This window comes from Sphingomonas bacterium, from assembly GCF_028292945.1.
In the GTDB taxonomy this organism is placed as follows: Bacteria; Pseudomonadota; Alphaproteobacteria; order Sphingomonadales; family Sphingomonadaceae; genus Sphingomonas.
Genome location: NZ_JAQGLJ010000023.1, coordinates 1 through 16,907, shown reverse-complemented (window position 1 = coordinate 16,907; position 16,907 = coordinate 1). Strand labels below are relative to the sequence as shown.

The following is a 16,907-nucleotide window of genomic DNA, read 5'->3' as shown; positions in this document are numbered from 1 at the left end:
GCGCGCCGATTCCGGCACCCGCGCGTTGTCGCCACCATGACGATCACTTCGAGCGATTACGCTGGCGCCGACGGGCTGGGCCTGGCCAAGATGGTCCGGGACCGGGCGGTGACGCCGCTGGAGCTGGTCGACGCGGCGATCGCCAGGATCGAGCGGCTGGACGGGACGATCAATGCGGTCGCGCATCGCCGCTTCGACGAGGCCCGCGCGCAGGCACGCGGGCCTGCGGGTGACGGTGCGTTCGCCGGCGTGCCCTTCATGGTCAAGGATTTCGGCATCGGTGTCGCCGGCTGGCCGAATACCAGCGGCAGCCGCTTCTGCCGCGACGTCGTCGATTCCGCCGATACCGGGCTGATGACGCGCTATCGTGAAAGCGGTGTCATCCCGATCGGCCGCGGCGCGTCGTCGGAATTCGGGATCGTCGGCAATGTCGAGACGGCGGCGGGCGGCGCGGTGCGCAATCCCTGGAATACGGACCATCTCGCCGGCGGGTCCTCGGGCGGGTCGGCGGCGGCGGTCGCCGCGGGCTATGTGCCGATGGCGCATGCAAGCGACGGGCTCGGCTCGATCCGCATCCCCGCCGCGTGCTGCGGGCTGGTCGGGCTGAAGCCGACGCGCGACCGAAACCCAAACCTGCCCGACGGCTTCGACTACGCGATGGGCTTCTGTGTCGACCATGTCGTGACCCGCTCGGTGCGCGACAGCGCGGCGATGCTGGACGTGACGGGTCGGCCCGAGCCGGGGTCGCCCTATGCCGTTCCGGCGAAGGCAGGTCCGTACCTCGACGAGGTCACCCGTGCGCTCGGCCGGCTGCGCATCGCCTGGTCCACCCAGACACCCAGCGGTGCAGCGATCGATCCCGAGGTGCAGGGCGCGGTGGAGCGCGTCGCCGCCGACCTGGCCGCGTTGGGGCACGAGGTGTTCCCCCAGGACCTAGGCGTCGATTACCGCGCCATCTACGCCGCCCGCGCGCCGGTATCCGGCGGGAACTTCGCCGCCGGCATGCGTCGCGTCGTCGAGCGCGTCGGGCGCGAGCCGACGCCTGACGAACTGGAACCGCTGACCTGGGCGGCGTATACGCAGTCCAAGGCGATCACCGGCGAACAGGCGTTCTGGGGATTGCAAGAGCTGCGCATGCTTTCGCGCGAGGTCGTGCGGCGCTTCGAGGAGTTCGACGTGTTCCTGTGCCCCGTCATGACCGCAGCCCCACCGCCGATCGGTCACATCGCGGGCGCGAGCATCGGCGCGGGCGAGCTGTCGAAACGGCAGGCGGCACTGTTTCCCTATGCGGCGCTGTTCAACTTCACAGGACAGCCGTCAATGTCACTGCCGTTGGCCATGTCGGCGGACGGGTTGCCGATCGGGCTGATGATTACGGGCCGCTATGCCGACGAGGCGACGCTGTTCCGGCTTGCCGGCCAGCTGGAACGCGAGTGGGGCTGGCCCGACTTGCGCGACTTGTGACGCAGCGCTGGGCGAACTGGTCGGGCAGCGTCGCGGCCGAGGTGCGCGCGGTGCTGTATCCGCACGACGAAACTTCGCTCGCCGGCGCGGTCGCGCGCGCGCGGCAGGTCCGCGCGACGGGAGCCGGGCACAGCTTCATGCCCTTGTGCCAGTCGGACGACCTGATCGTCTCGCTTGAACACATGGCGGGCGAATTGCGTGTCGCCGCCGATCGGACGACCGCGCGCGTGCCCGCCGGGTGGAGTCTCAAGCGGCTGACGGCGTCGTTGTGGGAGCAGGGGCTGGCGCTCGCCAACCAGGGCGACGTCAACCCGCAGTCGGTGGCGGGGTCGATGGCGACCGGTACGCACGGCACGGGCGCGACGCTGGGCTCGCTCTCCACCTTCGCGCGCGGGTTTCGGCTGGTGCTGGCGGACGGCTCGACCTGCTGGTGCGACGCGGACACCGATCCCGAGCTGTGGCAGGCGCAGCGCCTGTCGCTCGGCCTGTTCGGCATCGCGACCGAGATCGAGCTGGCAGTGGTGCCCGCATTCCATCTGTCCGAACGGATCGAGAAGCGGCCTTGGGCCGAGGTCCGCGAACAGTTCGAATCGCTCTGCGGACAGCATCGACATGTCGAGTTCTTCCTGTTCCCGCATGGCGACGACGTCATCCTCAAGACGCTGGATGAGACCGACGCCTGCGAACCGCCGCCCGCGAGCAAAGGGGACTCCGAAGCGCGGTTCCGACGCATGCTGGACATCGGGGTGACGTTGCCGTTCACCGTTCCAATGCTGCAACGCCGAATGATGAGCGGGCCGATGAAGGGGCGGCGCCGCGGCCCGGCGCATGCGATCTTCCCCTCCGACCGTGCGGTGCGCTTCGAGGAGATGGAGTATGAACTGCCGCGCACGGCGGGGCTGGAGACACTTGACGAGGTCGTGCGCTGGATCCGCCGCAAGCGCCTGCCCGTCGCCTTCCCGTTCGAATATCGCGTCGTCGCGCCCGACGATATCTGGATAAGCCCGATGAACGCCGGACCAGTGGCGTCGATCTCGATGCACCAATATGCCAGGATGCCGTGGCGGGCACTGTTCGCCGAGGCGGAAGCGATCTTCCGCGCCGCCGCCGGACGGCCGCATTGGGCCAAGCGACACACCCTGACGCGAGAGGATGTCGACTCGCTTTATCCGCAGGCGGAACGGTTCCGCGCCGTGCGCCGCCGGGTCGACCCGGCGGGCAAGTTCCTTAACGGCCATCTGCGGGAGCTGTTCGGCTGATGGATGACCTGGAACTCCACGGCCAGCTGATCGGCCGGCAAGGCTCGCGCGCCGACCTCAATACCCCCGTATTGGTGCTCGACATCGACGCGCTCGATCGTAACATCGCGAGCATGGCGAGGCTGGTTGCCCGCCACCAGGTGGGGCTACGGCCGCACGCCAAGACACACAAAAGCGTCGACATCGCGCGCCGCCAGATCGTTGCCGGAGCAGTAGGGCTATGCTGTGCGAAAATCGGCGAGGCGGAGGTGCTGGCGGATGGCGGGATCGAGGGGCTGCTGATCACCTCGCCCGTGGCCTCTCCGCCGGCCATCGAGCGGCTGGCCAGACTGGCGGCGCGGTCGCCGAACCTGATGGCGGTGTTCGACCATGCCGACGTGGTCGCGGCGACAGACCGCGCGCTGACGAAAGCCGGCGCGGCGCTGGGCGCGGTCATCGACATCGATCCCGGTATCCGCCGCACCGGCGTCGCTTCGCCAGACGCTGCGGTGGCGGTCGCCAGCGCGATCGGGGCCTCTCCGGCCCTCGAATATCGCGGCGTGCAATTCTACTGCGGCGCGCAGCAGCACATCGCCAGTTTTGCCGAGCGCCGCGCCGCGATCGAGGAGCGCACCGGCTATCTACGGACGGTGATCGCCGCGCTCGCAGATGCCGGCTTTGCACCCGACATCGTCACCGGCTCGGGAACGGGCTCGCACCGCATCGACCTGGATCTGGGGGTGTTCACCGAGCTGCAGGCCGGCTCCTATGTCTTCATGGATCGCCAGTATCTCGACTGCGACCTGGCCGACGACCCCACGCCGTTCGAGATCTCGCTCGTCGTCGACGCCCGCGTGGTGAGCGCGAACCACGCCGCGCTGGTCACGATCGATGCGGGCTTCAAGTCGCTTTCCACCGACGGCGGCAAGCCCGGCATACTGAGCGGTGCCCCCGCCGAAACGCTGTTTGCCTTCATGGGCGACGAGCACGGCGCGCTCATCGCGCCGGGCATCGGCGAGACCCTGCGTCCCGGCGACGCGGTGAGCCTGGTCGTCCCGCACTGTGACCCGACGGTCAATCTGTACGATCATTACCACATCGTTCGAGGCGACACGCTGGTCGACATATGGCCGGTGAGCGCACGCGGACGGGCGCGCTGACGCCAGAAAGGACAAGATCATGCCCGGCCTATGGTTCGACCAGTTCGAGATCGGACAGACATTCCGCCACGAGATCAGGCGTACCGTCACCGACATGGACAACATGCTGTTCTCGTCGCTGACATTCAATCCAGCGCCGATCCATATCGATCACGCCTATGCCGCGACGACCGAGTTCGGCCGCCCGTTGATCAATTCGCTGTTCACGTTGGGGCTGGTGATCGGCCTGTCGGTGCAGGACACGACGTTCGGGACGACGGTGGCCAATCTGGGGATGTCGGAAACCGTGTTCCCCGCACCTGTCTTTGCCGGCGACACGATCCGAGCGGAGACGAGCGTATTGGCGCTGCGCCCCTCGACGTCGCGGCCGGGGCAGGGGATCGTCACCTTCGCGCATACCGGGTTCAACCAGCGCGACGAGCCGGTCTGCAAGACCAGGCGCGCCGCGCTCATGCTGCCGAGGCCGACCCCTTAGCCGCGGCTACAGCCCCGCCTCGAGCAGTGCTGCCGCGAGTTCATCCCCGATCGCGCCGTCATCCTTGGGGGTATGCCGGTTCAGCACGGTCCGGATGCGGCTCTGCGCCACCTGCAGCGCCTTGTGACGGACGGCGCGGGTCGCGTTGGTTCTTCCCGACCGGCTCTCGCCGAGCAGCGCTTCCCATTTGGCTTCCTCGGCGGCGAGGATAGCCAGCGCGAGCCGCAGTCCGTCGCGGCGGCCATGGTCGTATTCGTCCGACATCGGGCATTCTCACTTCCGCAACGGCCTAGGCCGACCGACGCACGGGGAGCAGGTACATGACCGGGGTGATGACGCGGCTCAAGACCGTGGAGCTCACCACCCGGCCGATGATCGCCCCGGCGCGCGGCGAACGGATCGACAATCCGCCCACAGCCGGCGGCAACAGCCGGCCAGTCGGGACGACTCAGCCTCCGCTTGCAACGGCCACCTTTCCGGGGAGGGGACCCGCCGCTTGAACCTTCATTGCGCAAACGGAGGCGATCGCGCTGTCCAGCGCGTCGTGCGAGAAAGGCTTGCCGACAACCAGAACGTCGTCCGGTCGCTTGGCGATCGCCTGCGTGTCGGCGTAGCCCGTGACGATGATGGACGGCATATCCGGTCTGATCATGCGCGCGCGGTGGATGACCTCCGTTCCCGAAAAGCCAGGCATCGCGTAATCGGTCACGATCAGATCGTAGTCGTCGGGAGAGGCTTCGAGACGCGAGAGCATCTCGGGGCCGCTCCCGAAGTCGACGACGCTGTGGCCCATGTCCTGTAGCAACGCGGCGGTGGTCGCGCGGACGCCTTGATGGTCGTCGACCAGCAGCACCCGCAATCCTGGGCGGGACCGTGCGTCGGGGATCGGCCGTGCGGCTCTGCTCCCCACGTTCTGATCGGGTTCGGCAGGCGCGCGGGGTAGCCATATCTCGACGCGCGTTCCGTCACCGACCCGGCTGTGGATCGTCATGGCGCCGCCCGACTGTTTGGCGAAGCCGTAGACCATGCTCAGTCCCAGCCCCGTTCCCTTGCCGATCGGCTTGGTGGTGAAGAAGGGTTCCAGCACCTGCTGCAGGATATCGGCCGGGATGCCGGTGCCCGTGTCCGACACTCCGATCACCAGGTAGTCGCCGCGCGGAAGCCCGACGTCCGCGCCGCCAGCGATGCGATTTTCGGCGTAGGCGGTCACGGTGCCGCCGTCGGGCATGGCATCGCGGGCGTTGATGATGAGGTTCATCAACGCCAGCTCCAGCTGCGCCTCGTCGGCATAGGCGCACCAGGCATCGTCGCCTACCTGCCAATCAAGCACCACCAGGCCGCCGAGCGTGTGCGCGAGCAGTTCGCGGACCGATTGCGACAGCTTGTCCACCGGCACCCGCGCAGGCTCTAGCTTCTGGCGCCGCGCGAAGGCGAGCAGCCGGGCGACCAGCTCGGTCCCCTGTTCGGCCGCATGCTGCGTCATCGCGACGATCTTGCGCTGCCCCTCGTCCAGTGGCACGCGGCGGTCGATCAGGCGCAATCCACCCAGCACCGCGGCAAGCAGGTTGTTGAAGTCGTGCGCGATGCCGCCGGTCAGCTGCCCGATCGCGTCCATCTTGCTGGCCTGGACAAGCTGGCTTTCAAGGCTGCGGCGCTCGGTGACGTCCAGCATCGTTCCCGCGAACTCGGTCGCCTCGCCGTCCTCGCCGCGCAACACGACTCCCTGATCGAGCAGGTGCTTGTACTCGCCGCCGGCCGTCCGCCAGCGATACTCGATGGCCATGCTCCCGGTGCGCGCCCGCTCGACGAGCGCGGCCTCGACGCGGTCGCGATCGTCCGGATGCAGGCGGTCGTGGAACAGCTGCGGGTTGTTCTCGACAGCGGGAAACGCATAGCCGGTCAGCCCCTCGAAGTCGCCGCTGAGGTAATGGGGAACGCGCGGGTAGCCGGACACGGGTTCGGCATATAGCAGGATGGGCAGCGAACGCAGGATTGCGGCCTGCCGCTGCTCGGCCGCGCGAAGCTCCTGCTCCGCGCGCAGCAGCTCGGCATTGGCCTGCAGATTGGCGTCGAGGAGCCGCTGCTCGGCATCGGCCTTGCGCTGGATTTCCCGGGTCTTGAGGAAAAGGTCGACGAACACCGCGACCTTGGACTGGAGCACGATCGGCTCCACCGGCTTGAACACGTAGTCGACCGCGCCCATCGCATACCCACGTATCAGGTGCTCGGCCTCCTTGTTGACCGCGGACAGGAAGACGATGGGGATGCGCTTCGTCTGCTCGCGGCTGCGGATGATCTGGGCGGTCTCGTACCCGTCCATCCCGGGCATGTAGACATCGAGCAGGATGACCGCGAACTCGCCGCGCAGCAGGTGGCGGAGCGCTTCCTCGCCCGAGGTGGCGGTGACCACCTCGCCGACGTCTTCGAGCACCGTGCGAACGGCGAGCAGGTTGCGTTCGTCGTCGTCCACGACGAGCACGCGCGCGCGATCGGGCAGAACGAGATTTCCAGAGGCAGGTTCGTCCCGCCTTACCTGTTCGACACCCACTCGGCTACTCCGCCGCCTGCGTCAGCGGCAGGACCACCCGTGAACGATCGCGGGTCGATCCTTCGCGAGAACGTGCGATCTGCACGCGGAGCAGTGCCAGGAGCAGATCCACATCGACCGGCTTAGCGATGTAGTCCGACGCGCCCGCGTCCAGGCACTTCTGCCGGTCGCCCTTCATCGCCTTGGCCGTGACCGAGATCAGCGGAATGTCGGCGATCGCCGGGTTGGCGCGGATGTGGCGCATCGTCTCGTACCCGTCCATCTCTGGCATCATGATGTCGACCAGCGCGATGTCGATGTCGGGCGTCTGCTCAAGGATGGTGATCCCCTGACGTCCGCGCTCGGCGTAGACCACCTCGACGCCATAGCTCTCCAGGACCGAGGTCAGCGAGTATATGTTGCGGATGTCGTCGTCGACGATCAGCATTTTGGTACCGACCAGCTCGGGCACGGCGCGGGCGCCGGCTGTGACCTCGACACTGGCAGGGCGGCGCTCGCGTCGCTGCGCCTGCGTCGCGAGCGCAGCAAAGACCTTCGCAAGCTCCGCGTGTTCGGCCGGTTTCTCGGTCACCCCCGACGCGCCCATCGCCAGCGTCACCGACAGGTCGTCGACGCCCGAGATGACGTGGACGGGCAGATGGCTGGTCTGCGGATCGTGCTTGAGAAGGTCGAGCAGGACGAAGCCGTCGATGTCGGACAGGCCGAGATCGAGCGTGATCGCATCCGGCTGCAGCTTGCGCGCCATGGTCAGCGTGCCCGCGCCCGCGCTCGAGACCACGCCCTTCAACCCCGCTTCGCGTGCCATGTCGAGCAGGATGGAGGCGAAGGTCGGGTCGTCCTCGACAATCAGCACGAATGGCGACCCGTCCAGGTCGTCGCGATCGTCGCGAACCTGTTCGGGAGCGGGCAGCGCACTCGGCACGGATGCGCCCGAATTCTCGTGGCGGGCAGGCGATCCCGCCCCTTGCGAGCCGAACGCCTGCGCCAGGCTTGCGGGCGCGGCGGCCAACGGCACGAACAGCGTGAAGGTCGATCCCTCGCCCGGCCTGGAGCGAACCTGCAGCTCCGCCCCCAGCAGCCGCGCGATCTCGCGACTGATCGAGAGACCCAGTCCGGTACCGCCATATTTGCGGCTGGTGGTGCCGTCGGCCTGCTGGAAGGCCTCGAAGATCAGCTTCTGCTTGTCCTGCGGAATGCCGATTCCGGTATCGGTCACCGCGATCTCTATGGCCCGAGCGGCGGAGGCGAGGACCGGGTGATCGGTGCTCCAGCCGCTGGTGGCGGTGCGCACGGCGAGCGTGACGCCGCCCTTGGCCGTGAACTTGAACGCATTGGACAGCAGGTTGAGCACGACCTGCTGCAGGCGCTTCTCGTCGGTGCGGATCGTCGCGGGCAGCGCGTCGTCGAACGCGACCTCGAACCTCAGCCCCTTGTCCGCGGCGAGCTGGCGGAAGGTCCGCTCCATGTGCTGCTTCATCGAACCCATCGCCATGTCGCCGACCTCGATCGACACCGTGCCGCTCTCGATCTTGGACAGATCGAGGATGTCGTTGATGAGGCTTAGCAGGTCGGTACCCGCGCCGTTGATGGTCCGCGCGAACTCGGTCTGCTTCTCGTTGAGGTTGCCCTGCGGATTGTCTGCGAGCAGCTTGGACAGGATGAGCAGCGAGTTGAGCGGGGTGCGCAGCTCGTGCGACATGTTCGCCAGGAACTCGGACTTGTACTTCGAAGTCAGCGCGAGCTGCTCCGCCTTCTCCTCGACCGCGCGCCTGGCCATGTCGATCTCGAGGTTCTTGGCCTCGACCTGTTTCTTTTCGTTCTCCAGCAGCTGCGCCTTGTCCTGCAGCTCCTCGTTGGTCGCGTGCAGCTCCTCTTGTTTTGTGGTCAGCTCGCTCTGCCGGGTCTGGAGCTCGGTGGTGAGAAGCTGGGATTGCTTGAGCAGGCCCTCGGTGCGCATCGTCGCGGCAATCGTGTTCAGCACGATGCCGACCGACTCCATCAGCTGATCGAGGAAGCTCTGGTGCGTCTCGCTGAACTCGCCGAAGGACGCGAGTTCGATCACCGCCTTGACGTCGTCCTCGAACAGCGCGGGCATGATGTTGATGGTGGCGGGCGCGGCGTGACCGAGGCCGGAGCCGATCCGGATGAAGTCGCCGGGCACATTCTGCAGCAGGATCGGGCGCTTGTCCGCCAGCGCCTGACCGACAAGTCCTTCGCGCGACTTGAACTCGCGCTTCAGCTCGTCGCGGCTCTCCGCGCCGTAGCTGGCGACGAGTTCGAGCTTCTCTTCCTCGCCGTCATTGTTGGCGACGTAGAACACGCCGTACTGCGCGTTCACGAGTGGTGCCAACTCGGACATGATCAGGTTCGACACCGTCGCCATGTCTCGCTCGCCCTGCAGCATGCGGCTGAACCGCGCGAGGTTGGTCTTCAGCCAATCCTGCTCCGCATTCTTCAAGGTCTGTTCCTTGAGGTTGCGGATCATCTCGTTGATCGTGTCCTTCAGAGCGGCGACCTCGCCCGATGCTTCCACGGCAATCGAGCGGGTGAGATCGCCCTTTGTCACGGCGGTGGCGACGTCGGCGATCGAACGCACCTGATTGGTCAGATTCTCGGCGAGCTGATTGACGTTGTCCGTCAGATCGCGCCACAGGCCTGCGGCCCCCGGCACGCGCGCCTGACCGCCGAGCCGACCCTCGATGCCGACCTCGCGCGCCATGTTCGTAACCTGGTCGCCGAACGTCGACAGCGTGTCGATCATGCCGTTCATCGTATCTGCGAGCGCTGCGATCTCGCCTTTCGCGTCGACCGTCAGCTTGCGCTTCAGATTGCCCTGGGCGACCGCGGTGACGACGTCGGCGATGCCGCGCACCTGGTTGGTGAGGTTGGTCGCCATCAGATTGACGTTGTCGGTCAGATCCTTCCACGTGCCGCCCACGCCCGGCACCTGCGCTTGGCCACCCAGCTTGCCCTCGGTGCCGACCTCGCGCGCCACGCGCGTCACTTCGCTGGCGAACCCGTTGAGCTGGTCGACCATGACGTTGATCGTGTTCTTCAGCTCGAGGATCTCGCCCTTCACGTCGACGGTGATCTTCTTGGACAGGTCGCCGCGCGCCACGGCGGTCGTAACCTCGGCGATGTTGCGCACCTGCCCCGTCAGATTGTCGCCCATCAGGTTGACGTTGTCGGTCAGATCCTTCCACGTCCCGGCGACCCCGCGTACCTGCGCCTGGCCGCCGAGCTTGCCCTCGGTGCCGACCTCGCGCGCGACGCGCGTCACTTCCGACGCGAAACCGTTGAGCTGATCGACCATCGTGTTGATGGTGTTCTTGAGCTCGAGGATTTCGCCCTTCACGTCGACGGTGATCTTCTTGGAAAGATCGCCCGATGCCACCGCTGTCGTCACCTCGGCGATATTGCGGACCTGGCCGGTCAGATTGTCGGCCATCAGGTTCACGTTATCGGTCAAATCCTTCCACGTTCCGGCGACACCCTCGACCCGCGCCTGACCGCCCAGCTTGCCCTCGGTGCCGACCTCGCGCGCGACGCGCGTCACCTCGGATGCGAACGAGTTGAGCTGGTCGACCATCGTGTTGATCGTGTTCTTCAGCTCGAGGATCTCGCCCTTCACCTCGACGGTGATCTTCTTGGAAAGATCGCCCGATGCCACCGCTGTCGTCACCTCGGCGATGTTGCGGACCTGGCCGGTCAGGTTGGTCGCCATCGCGTTGACGTTGTCGGTCAAGTCCTTCCACGTGCCGGCGACGCCCTTCACCGTCGCCTGGCCGCCCAGCTTGCCCTCCGTGCCGACTTCGCGTGCCACGCGCGTCACTTCGGATGCGAACGACGCCAGTTGCTCGACCATCGTGTTGACGACCTTGCCGATCCGCAGGAATTCGCCGCGCAAGGGGCGCCCGTCGATCTCGACCGTCATCGACTGCGACAGATCGCCCTTGGCGACGGCACCGATGACGCGGGCGACCTCGGCCGTTGGCTGCACCATGTCCTCGATCAGTTCGTTGACCGAGTGGATCGCGCTTTCCCAGCCACCTGTCGCGCTCTTGACGCGGCCGCGCTGGTTGATCTTGCCTTCCTTGCCGACGACCTTCGAAAGTCGCTCGAATTCGTCGGTCATCTGCTGGTTGAGGCCGACCACCTCGTTGAAGAGCTGGGCGAGCTCGGCGTCGGGGCCACTGAGGTCGTCGGGAAGGCGGATGGTAAAGTCACCGCGACGCAGTCCGCGGAGAGCACTGACAATCTGTCGCCGGTCGAGCGATTCACGAGTAAATTCGGTTGCCACGCATCACTCCCACGATTTGCCTCGACTGCTCCCGCACCCCAGCATGCGGCGCAACATAACGGATGCATCCGCTGCTTCCAGAACATTTCTAGATGGCACGGGGAGGGGGCGCGCAGGGCGTGGCCTGCGTGCGGTGGGCTTCGTCGAAGCGCAGGCCTGCCTTGCCGGCCAACCGCTTGCCGCTCAGCACCACGACCGGGCCGACCTGGCCGATCGGCGGCGGGCTCATGATCTGTCCGCGCGCTCGCTCCGTGGTCGCCGCCGGGCATATCCATAAATGCGAAAGGCCGCCCCTTGCGAGGGCGGCCTTTCCATTGTCAGCCGATCGCGGCTTGTCGTCAGGCGACGACCCCCGCGGCGGAGGTCGCGTCCATCAGGCTTGCCGCGAGCGGCGTGGGACAATGAGACATTCGACCACCTCCTTTCCGTTGTTGAACAGTGATCACCAGATGGGGGCATATCCTTGGAATGCAAGCACTTGGATCTCCGCCGCCGGATCCGCGATGACGGCACCGCGGTGGTTTCGCACGGCCGGGCGGGGGGAGGGCGTTGCGCCGGAACATCGGGCCGGGCCGGCCGCGCGGGATCAGACCATCACCGGCGTCTCGCTTCGACCGGCCTGCCCGAAGATCCGCAGGTATCGCTGGATCTCCGCTGGATCGCCGGTGGCCTTGGCGGGATTGTCGGATAGCTTGACCGCCGGCCGTCCGTTCGCGGCGACGACCTTGCAGACGAGCGAGATCGGCTCCAGCCCGGCGCCCTCGAACGGTGCGCAGCCGCGGAAATCGTTGGTAAGGTTGGTGCCCCAGCCGAAGCTCATCCGCACCCTCCCGTCGAAATGGCGGTAGGTCGCCTCGATCGATTCCAGATCCATCCCGTCCGAAAAGATCAGCAGCTTGCCCGCCGGGTCGCGGCCCTTGCTCCGCCACCAGTCGATGATCTGCTCGCCGCCGCGGATCGGCGGGGCACTGTCGGGGCGGAATCCGGTCCAGTCCGCCACCCATTCGGGCGACGCGGCCAGGAAAGCAGTCGTGCCGAACGTGTCGGGCAGGACGATCAGCAGGTTGCCACCATAATGATCGCGCCATTCCTCCAGCACGCGGTAGGGCGCCGCGGCGACCTGTGCATCGCTTCGGGCGAGTGCGGCCAGCACCATCGGCAGTTCGTGGGCGTTGGTGCCGATCGCCTCGATGTCGCCTTCCATCGCCAGCAGTACGTTGGACGTGCCGATGAAGCGTTTGCCGAGGCCTTCCTTCAGCGCCTCGACGCACCAGCGTTGCCACAGGAAGCCGTGGCGCCGCCGCGTGCCGAAATCCGAAAGCGCCAGATCGGGCAGATCGCGCAGCCGCTCCACCTTGTGCCACAGCCTGGCCTTGGCCCGCGCATAGAGTACATCGAGCTCGAACCGCCCGCGGTCCTTCATCGCCGCGCGCGAGCGGAGTTCATTGACGATGGCGAGGGCCGGGATCTCCCACATCGTGGTGTGCGTCCACGGGCCATGGAAGCTGAGTACATACTGACCGTCCGCCTTGCGCAGCTCGTAGTCGGGCAAGGCGAAGCCGGCGAGCCAGGCGAGGAAGTCCGCGCCGAACATCTGTGTCTTGCCGTAAAACGTGTTGCCGGCGAGCCAGATCAGCTCCTTCTTGGCAAAGCGCACCCCGCGGGCGTGGTCGAGCTGGGCGCGCAGCTCGCCTTCGTCGACCACGTCTGCGACGCGGACGTGGGTGGTGCGGTTGATCAGCGCGAAGGTGACATCGACGTCCCGATGCTGCCGCCAGATCATCTGCAGCATCAGCAGCTTGTAGAAATCGGTGTCGAGCAGGCTGCGCACGATCGGATCGAGCCGCCAGCCATGATCATAGGTCCGCGATGCGATGTCGGTCATCGCCATCGCCAGCGCCTCGCGCCGATCGATCGGATTGTCATAGGATCGGCGTTCCCCCGGTTACCGCGTAGCGTGCGCCGGTAACGTAGCTCGCATCGTCGGAGGCGAGAAAGACGAACAGCGGCGCCACCTCCGCCGGCTGGCCCGGCCGCTTCATCGGAACATCCTGCCCGAATGTCTCGACCTGTTCCGGCGGCATCGTCGCCGGGATCAGCGGCGTCCAGATCGGGCCTGGCGCGACGCAGTTGACCCGGATGCCGCGCGCCGCGACCGCCTGGCCCAGGCTGGCGGTGAAGTTGGCGATGGCGGCCTTCGTGGCGGAGTAGGCGATCAGCCTGGGCGGCGCCTTGTCGGAGTTCACGCTGCTCGTGTTCACGATCGATGAGCCGGCCTGCATGTGCGGCAGCGCCGCCTTGCACAGATGGAAGATCGCCGAAATGTTGGTCGCGAAGGTGCGGTCCCACTCGTCGTCGGGGGTTTCCTCCAGGCTGTCGCGCGACATCTGGAAGGCGGCGTTGTTGACGAGGATGTCGAGCCGGCCGAAATCCTCGATCGTCCTGGCGATGATCGCCCGGCAGTGATCGGCGTGCTGGATGTCGCCGGGCATCAGCACCGCCCGGCGGCCCGCCTGCTCCACCCAGCGTGCCGTTTCCCGTGCGTCCTCATGCTCGTCGAGATAGGAGATGAGCACGTCTGCACCTTCGCGGGCAAAGGCGATCGCAGTCGCCCTGCCGATGCCGCTGTCCCCGCCTGTGATGATCGCCACGCGATCGGCAAGCTTGCCCGAACCCGTGTAGCTCTGCTCGCCGTGATCGGGCCTGGGGTTCATCTCTGCGGTCAAGCCCGGGGGTGACTGCTGCTGGACGGGCTGGTTCATGGGGCCGTTCCTCCATGGTTTACGCGTGGCTGGCGCTCGCGACCGAACCTTGCGGGTTCCGGTGCCGGTACTGAACCCTCGGCAGCGCAGATGGTTGTCCGCGGAGCGGCGGACAGCGCGAAATATGCCGGGAAGATAGCGGATGGAGATCAGATCGCGTCCGGCAGCTCCGTGGCGGGGCGAGGGACGGCGGGGCGAGGCGAGGGCGGTGAGGTGTCTGCACCATCCGCCTGCCGGATGATCTACAACCCGAACGGGTAAGTGTCGTCCATGCCTCCCGCATCGCCTTTGCCGGCGGCGGGCAGGGGAGTGACGGCGCTCGTGGTGTCGAACCAGACGAACGCATCATATTGGGCAGCCAGGCTCGCCGCCGAATAGTGGCTCCACCGCTCCGTGTCCGGTCGGTAGATGACGCCGATATACCGTTCCAGCCGCTGCTCCATCAGCAGGTCGCGGAGGTCGCCATGAACGCCCTCGCGCAGGTCGAGGAGGAAGCGTTCGACGCCGCTGTCATGCGCCAGCCGCTCGTAGCTATCGAGCCGGGACGGGTTGATCCGCTTTATCTGCATCGGCGCATCCCAGTCGTCCGCCGCCGCCACCGTGCCGGTATGCGTGCCGAAACCGATCAGGCAGGCGTCGTCGCCGTAACTCTCCCGCGCCAGCTGTCCGAGGTTGAGCTCGTCGCGGGACTCGCCCATGTCGGTGAACCGGGCATCGCCGATGTGGCTGTTGTGCGCCCACACGACGGCTTTGGCTGTCGGCCCTTTCGACCGCATCAGCAGGTCGAGCGTGTCGAACATATGCTCGTCGCGCAGGTTCCAGCTGGCCGCGGAGCCATGGTACATGGCGCGGTAATAAGCCTCGGCATTGGCGACCAGGCGGGCGTTCTGTGCAGCGTCCAGAAAGTCGTCGCCGTCGCAGGCGGCATAATCCCGCTGCCGCGCGAACAAGTCGCGCAGCGTTGCCACGACCCCCGCCTCGCACCTGGCATGGCCCTCGCGCAGCGCGATCCGGCCGTAGGCTGCGGGATCCTCGCGCCATGGCTTCAGGCAGCCATATCGCTGTCGCGCCGTGGCGGCGGCTTCGGGATCGACCTGATCGAGATAGTCGATCACGGCACCTATGGAGGCGTTGAGATTGTAGAGATCGAGACCATGGAAGCTCACACGTGCTTCCGGTGCGCGTGCTCCGTTATACTCCCGCAGCCAGCTCACGAAGCCGCTGAACTCCCGATTGCGCCACATCCACGTCGGGAAGCGGGTGAAGGGCGGCTCGCCGTCCGCGCGTGGGGCCTTGTGCCGCACATCGCGATCGATCGTCGCGGCGTCCGGCCAGTCGGCCTCGATCGCCACCATGTTGAAGCCATGCTCCTCGATCAGCCGGCGCGTGATCGCCGCCCGTGCGCGGTAGAATTCCGATGTGCCGTGGCTCGCCTCACCCAGGAGGACCAAGCGCGCATCCGCGAACCGATCGAACATCCGGCCGAAGGCGGGATCCTCGATGTCAGGCAGCGGCTCGGCGGCGGCGGCGATCATCGCCGGGATGCCGACAGGCGCGGCGGCACGGTTCGGACCTTCGGACCATTCTTGCGTTTCGGCCATCACGAACCTCCTTGGGAGGGCAAGAACGAGCAGGCTGCGATTAGGTTCTCGCTAGTTCAGCGACTTGCCGGCTGGATGAATTCTCCTTTCCTGGGGAGGCTCGGGCGTGAGCCGGGCTTCCCGCTGCAAGGTCAGGCCCACGAGGACGGGCATGGCGAGCAGGACGAGCGGATATTGCAGCATCAGGCCGGCGATGATCGCGATCGCCAGGGGCTGCTGAATGCCGGAGCCCTGGCCGATCGCCAATGCGAGGGGAAGCAGCGTCAGGATCGCGGCGAGCGTCGTCATGGTGATCGGGCGCAGCCGGTTGCGGCTCGCCTCGCGCACGGCTTCCCTCGCCGGTATCCGCTGCGACAGCTCCTCGAACTCCGACATGTAGAAGATCGCCATCTCGGCGCCGATGCCGATGATCATGGTCATCCCCATCAGCGCCGTGATGTTGAGATCGACGCCGGTCAGCCAGAGCGCGGTGAACACTGCCGTCGTCGAGAGCAGCGAGCAGCCGATGATGATGATCGGTGGCGCGAACCGCCGATACAGCGCCAGCAGGAGCACGAACTCGGCGGCGAGCGCGGCGAGGAACACGCGCGTCAGGCCGCTAAAGGCGATCTGTTGCTGCTGATAGAGCCCGCCCAGCTCGTAGCGGATCCCCGGCGCCAGCACTCCCGGCCGGTTCAAGGCCTTGGTAACGTCGCCTACGGCCGCACCGATGCCCCGGCCCTGGATGCGGCTGGTGACCGCAACCATCGGCTCCAGATTCTCGCGGCTGATCTGCGGCTGGCCGGTCACGGGCGCGAGCATGGCGACGCGGGAGAGCGGGAAGACGTGGCCGTCGGCGGCGCGGATCGGAAGCTGCGCCAGCCCGGCTCGCGTGATCGTGGTCATCTCGGGCAGGCGCACGCGCACGTCGATCGCCTTTGTCGCCTGGGGAAGGGAGGTGGCGACAATGCCGGTGAGCGACTCGTCCACCGCGACCTGGACGTCGGCCGGGGTCACGCCCTCGAAGGCGGCGCGGATTGGATCGATGCGGATGTCGATCGCGTCGCCGGCAAGCTGGAGCCCGCTCCGGACCTCGATCAGGCCGCTGATCTTCTCGATCAGCGCGGCGACCTTTTCGGCCTGCGGTGCCAGGATCGATGCGTCGGACGCGTAGAGCTTGATCTCGATCGGCTGCGGCACCGCGGTCAGGTCGCCGATCAGGTCCTCCATCAGCTGCGCGACCTCGACCTGAACGCCGGGCACCTCCGCCGTCACGCGGTCGGCGATCTTCACGGCCAGATCCTCGGCCGGCGTCGTGTGATCCGGCTTCAGCCGGACGAAATAGTCGCCGTGGTAACTTTGCCCGAGGTCGCCGCCTAA

12 protein-coding genes are annotated in these 16,907 nt (G+C 66.8%); 4 read left to right on the top strand and 8 right to left on the bottom strand.

Annotation, left to right across the window (positions count from 1 at the left end; all coding sequences use genetic code 11):
- Nucleotides 1-36: 36 nt before the first annotated feature.
- The 4 genes from JWN21_RS03115 to JWN21_RS03100 are packed head-to-tail and all read left to right on the top strand — an operon-like array spanning nucleotide 37 to nucleotide 4,337.
- Nucleotides 37-1,464, top strand: a complete 1,428-nt coding sequence (locus JWN21_RS03115) for an amidase (RefSeq protein WP_299646124.1) — start codon at nucleotides 37-39, stop codon at nucleotides 1,462-1,464.
- On the top strand, nucleotides 1,461-2,723 hold the full coding sequence (locus tag JWN21_RS03110; protein WP_299646122.1) for a D-arabinono-1,4-lactone oxidase: 1,263 nt from the start codon (nucleotides 1,461-1,463) through the stop codon (nucleotides 2,721-2,723). The genes JWN21_RS03115 and JWN21_RS03110 overlap by 4 nt, the downstream gene beginning before the upstream one ends.
- Entirely contained in the window at nucleotides 2,723-3,862 is a 1,140-nt protein-coding gene (locus JWN21_RS03105) for a DSD1 family PLP-dependent enzyme (RefSeq protein ID WP_299646120.1), read from the top strand. The genes JWN21_RS03110 and JWN21_RS03105 overlap by 1 nt, the downstream gene beginning before the upstream one ends.
- A 16-nt stretch (nucleotides 3,863-3,878) precedes the next feature.
- Nucleotides 3,879-4,337, top strand: a complete 459-nt coding sequence (locus JWN21_RS03100; protein WP_367182906.1) for a MaoC family dehydratase — start codon at nucleotides 3,879-3,881, stop codon at nucleotides 4,335-4,337.
- Nucleotides 4,338-4,343: 6 nt separating this feature from the next.
- Here JWN21_RS03100 and JWN21_RS03095 read toward each other — a convergent pair whose 3' ends face one another.
- The 8 genes from JWN21_RS03095 to JWN21_RS03060 all read right to left on the bottom strand — a co-directional run.
- A complete protein-coding gene (locus JWN21_RS03095) occupies nucleotides 4,344-4,601 on the bottom strand; it encodes a hypothetical protein (protein WP_299646116.1) in 258 nt (85 codons plus the stop codon).
- A gap of 184 nt (nucleotides 4,602-4,785) precedes the next feature.
- A complete protein-coding gene (locus JWN21_RS03090) occupies nucleotides 4,786-6,807 on the bottom strand; it encodes a response regulator (RefSeq protein WP_299646114.1) in 2,022 nt (673 codons plus the stop codon).
- An 82-nt stretch (nucleotides 6,808-6,889) separates the two neighbouring features.
- On the bottom strand, nucleotides 6,890-11,185 hold the full coding sequence (locus JWN21_RS03085) for a HAMP domain-containing protein (protein WP_299646112.1): 4,296 nt from the start codon (nucleotides 11,183-11,185) through the stop codon (nucleotides 6,890-6,892).
- Between the two features lie 88 nt (nucleotides 11,186-11,273).
- The gene (locus JWN21_RS03080; RefSeq protein WP_299646110.1) at nucleotides 11,274-11,414 is read right to left on the bottom strand and encodes a hypothetical protein; all 141 of its coding nucleotides are present in this window, start codon (nucleotides 11,412-11,414) and stop codon (nucleotides 11,274-11,276) included.
- A 357-nt stretch (nucleotides 11,415-11,771) separates the two neighbouring features.
- A complete protein-coding gene (pncB, locus tag JWN21_RS03075; RefSeq protein ID WP_299646107.1) occupies nucleotides 11,772-13,076 on the bottom strand; it encodes a nicotinate phosphoribosyltransferase in 1,305 nt (434 codons plus the stop codon).
- A gap of 31 nt (nucleotides 13,077-13,107) precedes the next feature.
- On the bottom strand, nucleotides 13,108-13,947 hold the full coding sequence (locus tag JWN21_RS03070) for a glucose 1-dehydrogenase (protein ID WP_299646105.1): 840 nt from the start codon (nucleotides 13,945-13,947) through the stop codon (nucleotides 13,108-13,110).
- A 242-nt stretch (nucleotides 13,948-14,189) separates the two neighbouring features.
- Nucleotides 14,190-15,548 (bottom strand): erythromycin esterase family protein, encoded by a 1,359-nt coding sequence (locus JWN21_RS03065; RefSeq protein ID WP_299646103.1) that lies wholly within the window; start codon nucleotides 15,546-15,548, stop codon nucleotides 14,190-14,192.
- Nucleotides 15,549-15,599: 51 nt separating this feature from the next.
- The coding region (locus tag JWN21_RS03060) for an efflux RND transporter permease subunit (protein ID WP_299646101.1) at nucleotides 15,600-16,907 on the bottom strand (1,308 nt) is incomplete at its 5' end.

Coding starts and splice junctions, on each gene's coding strand:
- JWN21_RS03115 (WP_299646124.1), top strand. CDS start 37: ATGACGATCACTTCGAGCGATTACGCTGGCGCCGACGGGCTGGGCCTG.
- JWN21_RS03105 (WP_299646120.1), top strand. CDS start 2,723: ATGGATGACCTGGAACTCCACGGCCAGCTGATCGGCCGGCAAGGCTCG.
- JWN21_RS03095 (WP_299646116.1), bottom strand. CDS start 4,601: ATGTCGGACGAATACGACCATGGCCGCCGCGACGGACTGCGGCTCGCG.
- JWN21_RS03080 (WP_299646110.1), bottom strand. CDS start 11,414: ATGAGCCCGCCGCCGATCGGCCAGGTCGGCCCGGTCGTGGTGCTGAGC.
- pncB (WP_299646107.1), bottom strand. CDS start 13,076: ATGGCGATGACCGACATCGCATCGCGGACCTATGATCATGGCTGGCGG.
- JWN21_RS03070 (WP_299646105.1), bottom strand. CDS start 13,947: ATGAACCAGCCCGTCCAGCAGCAGTCACCCCCGGGCTTGACCGCAGAG.
- JWN21_RS03065 (WP_299646103.1), bottom strand. CDS start 15,548: ATGGCCGAAACGCAAGAATGGTCCGAAGGTCCGAACCGTGCCGCCGCG.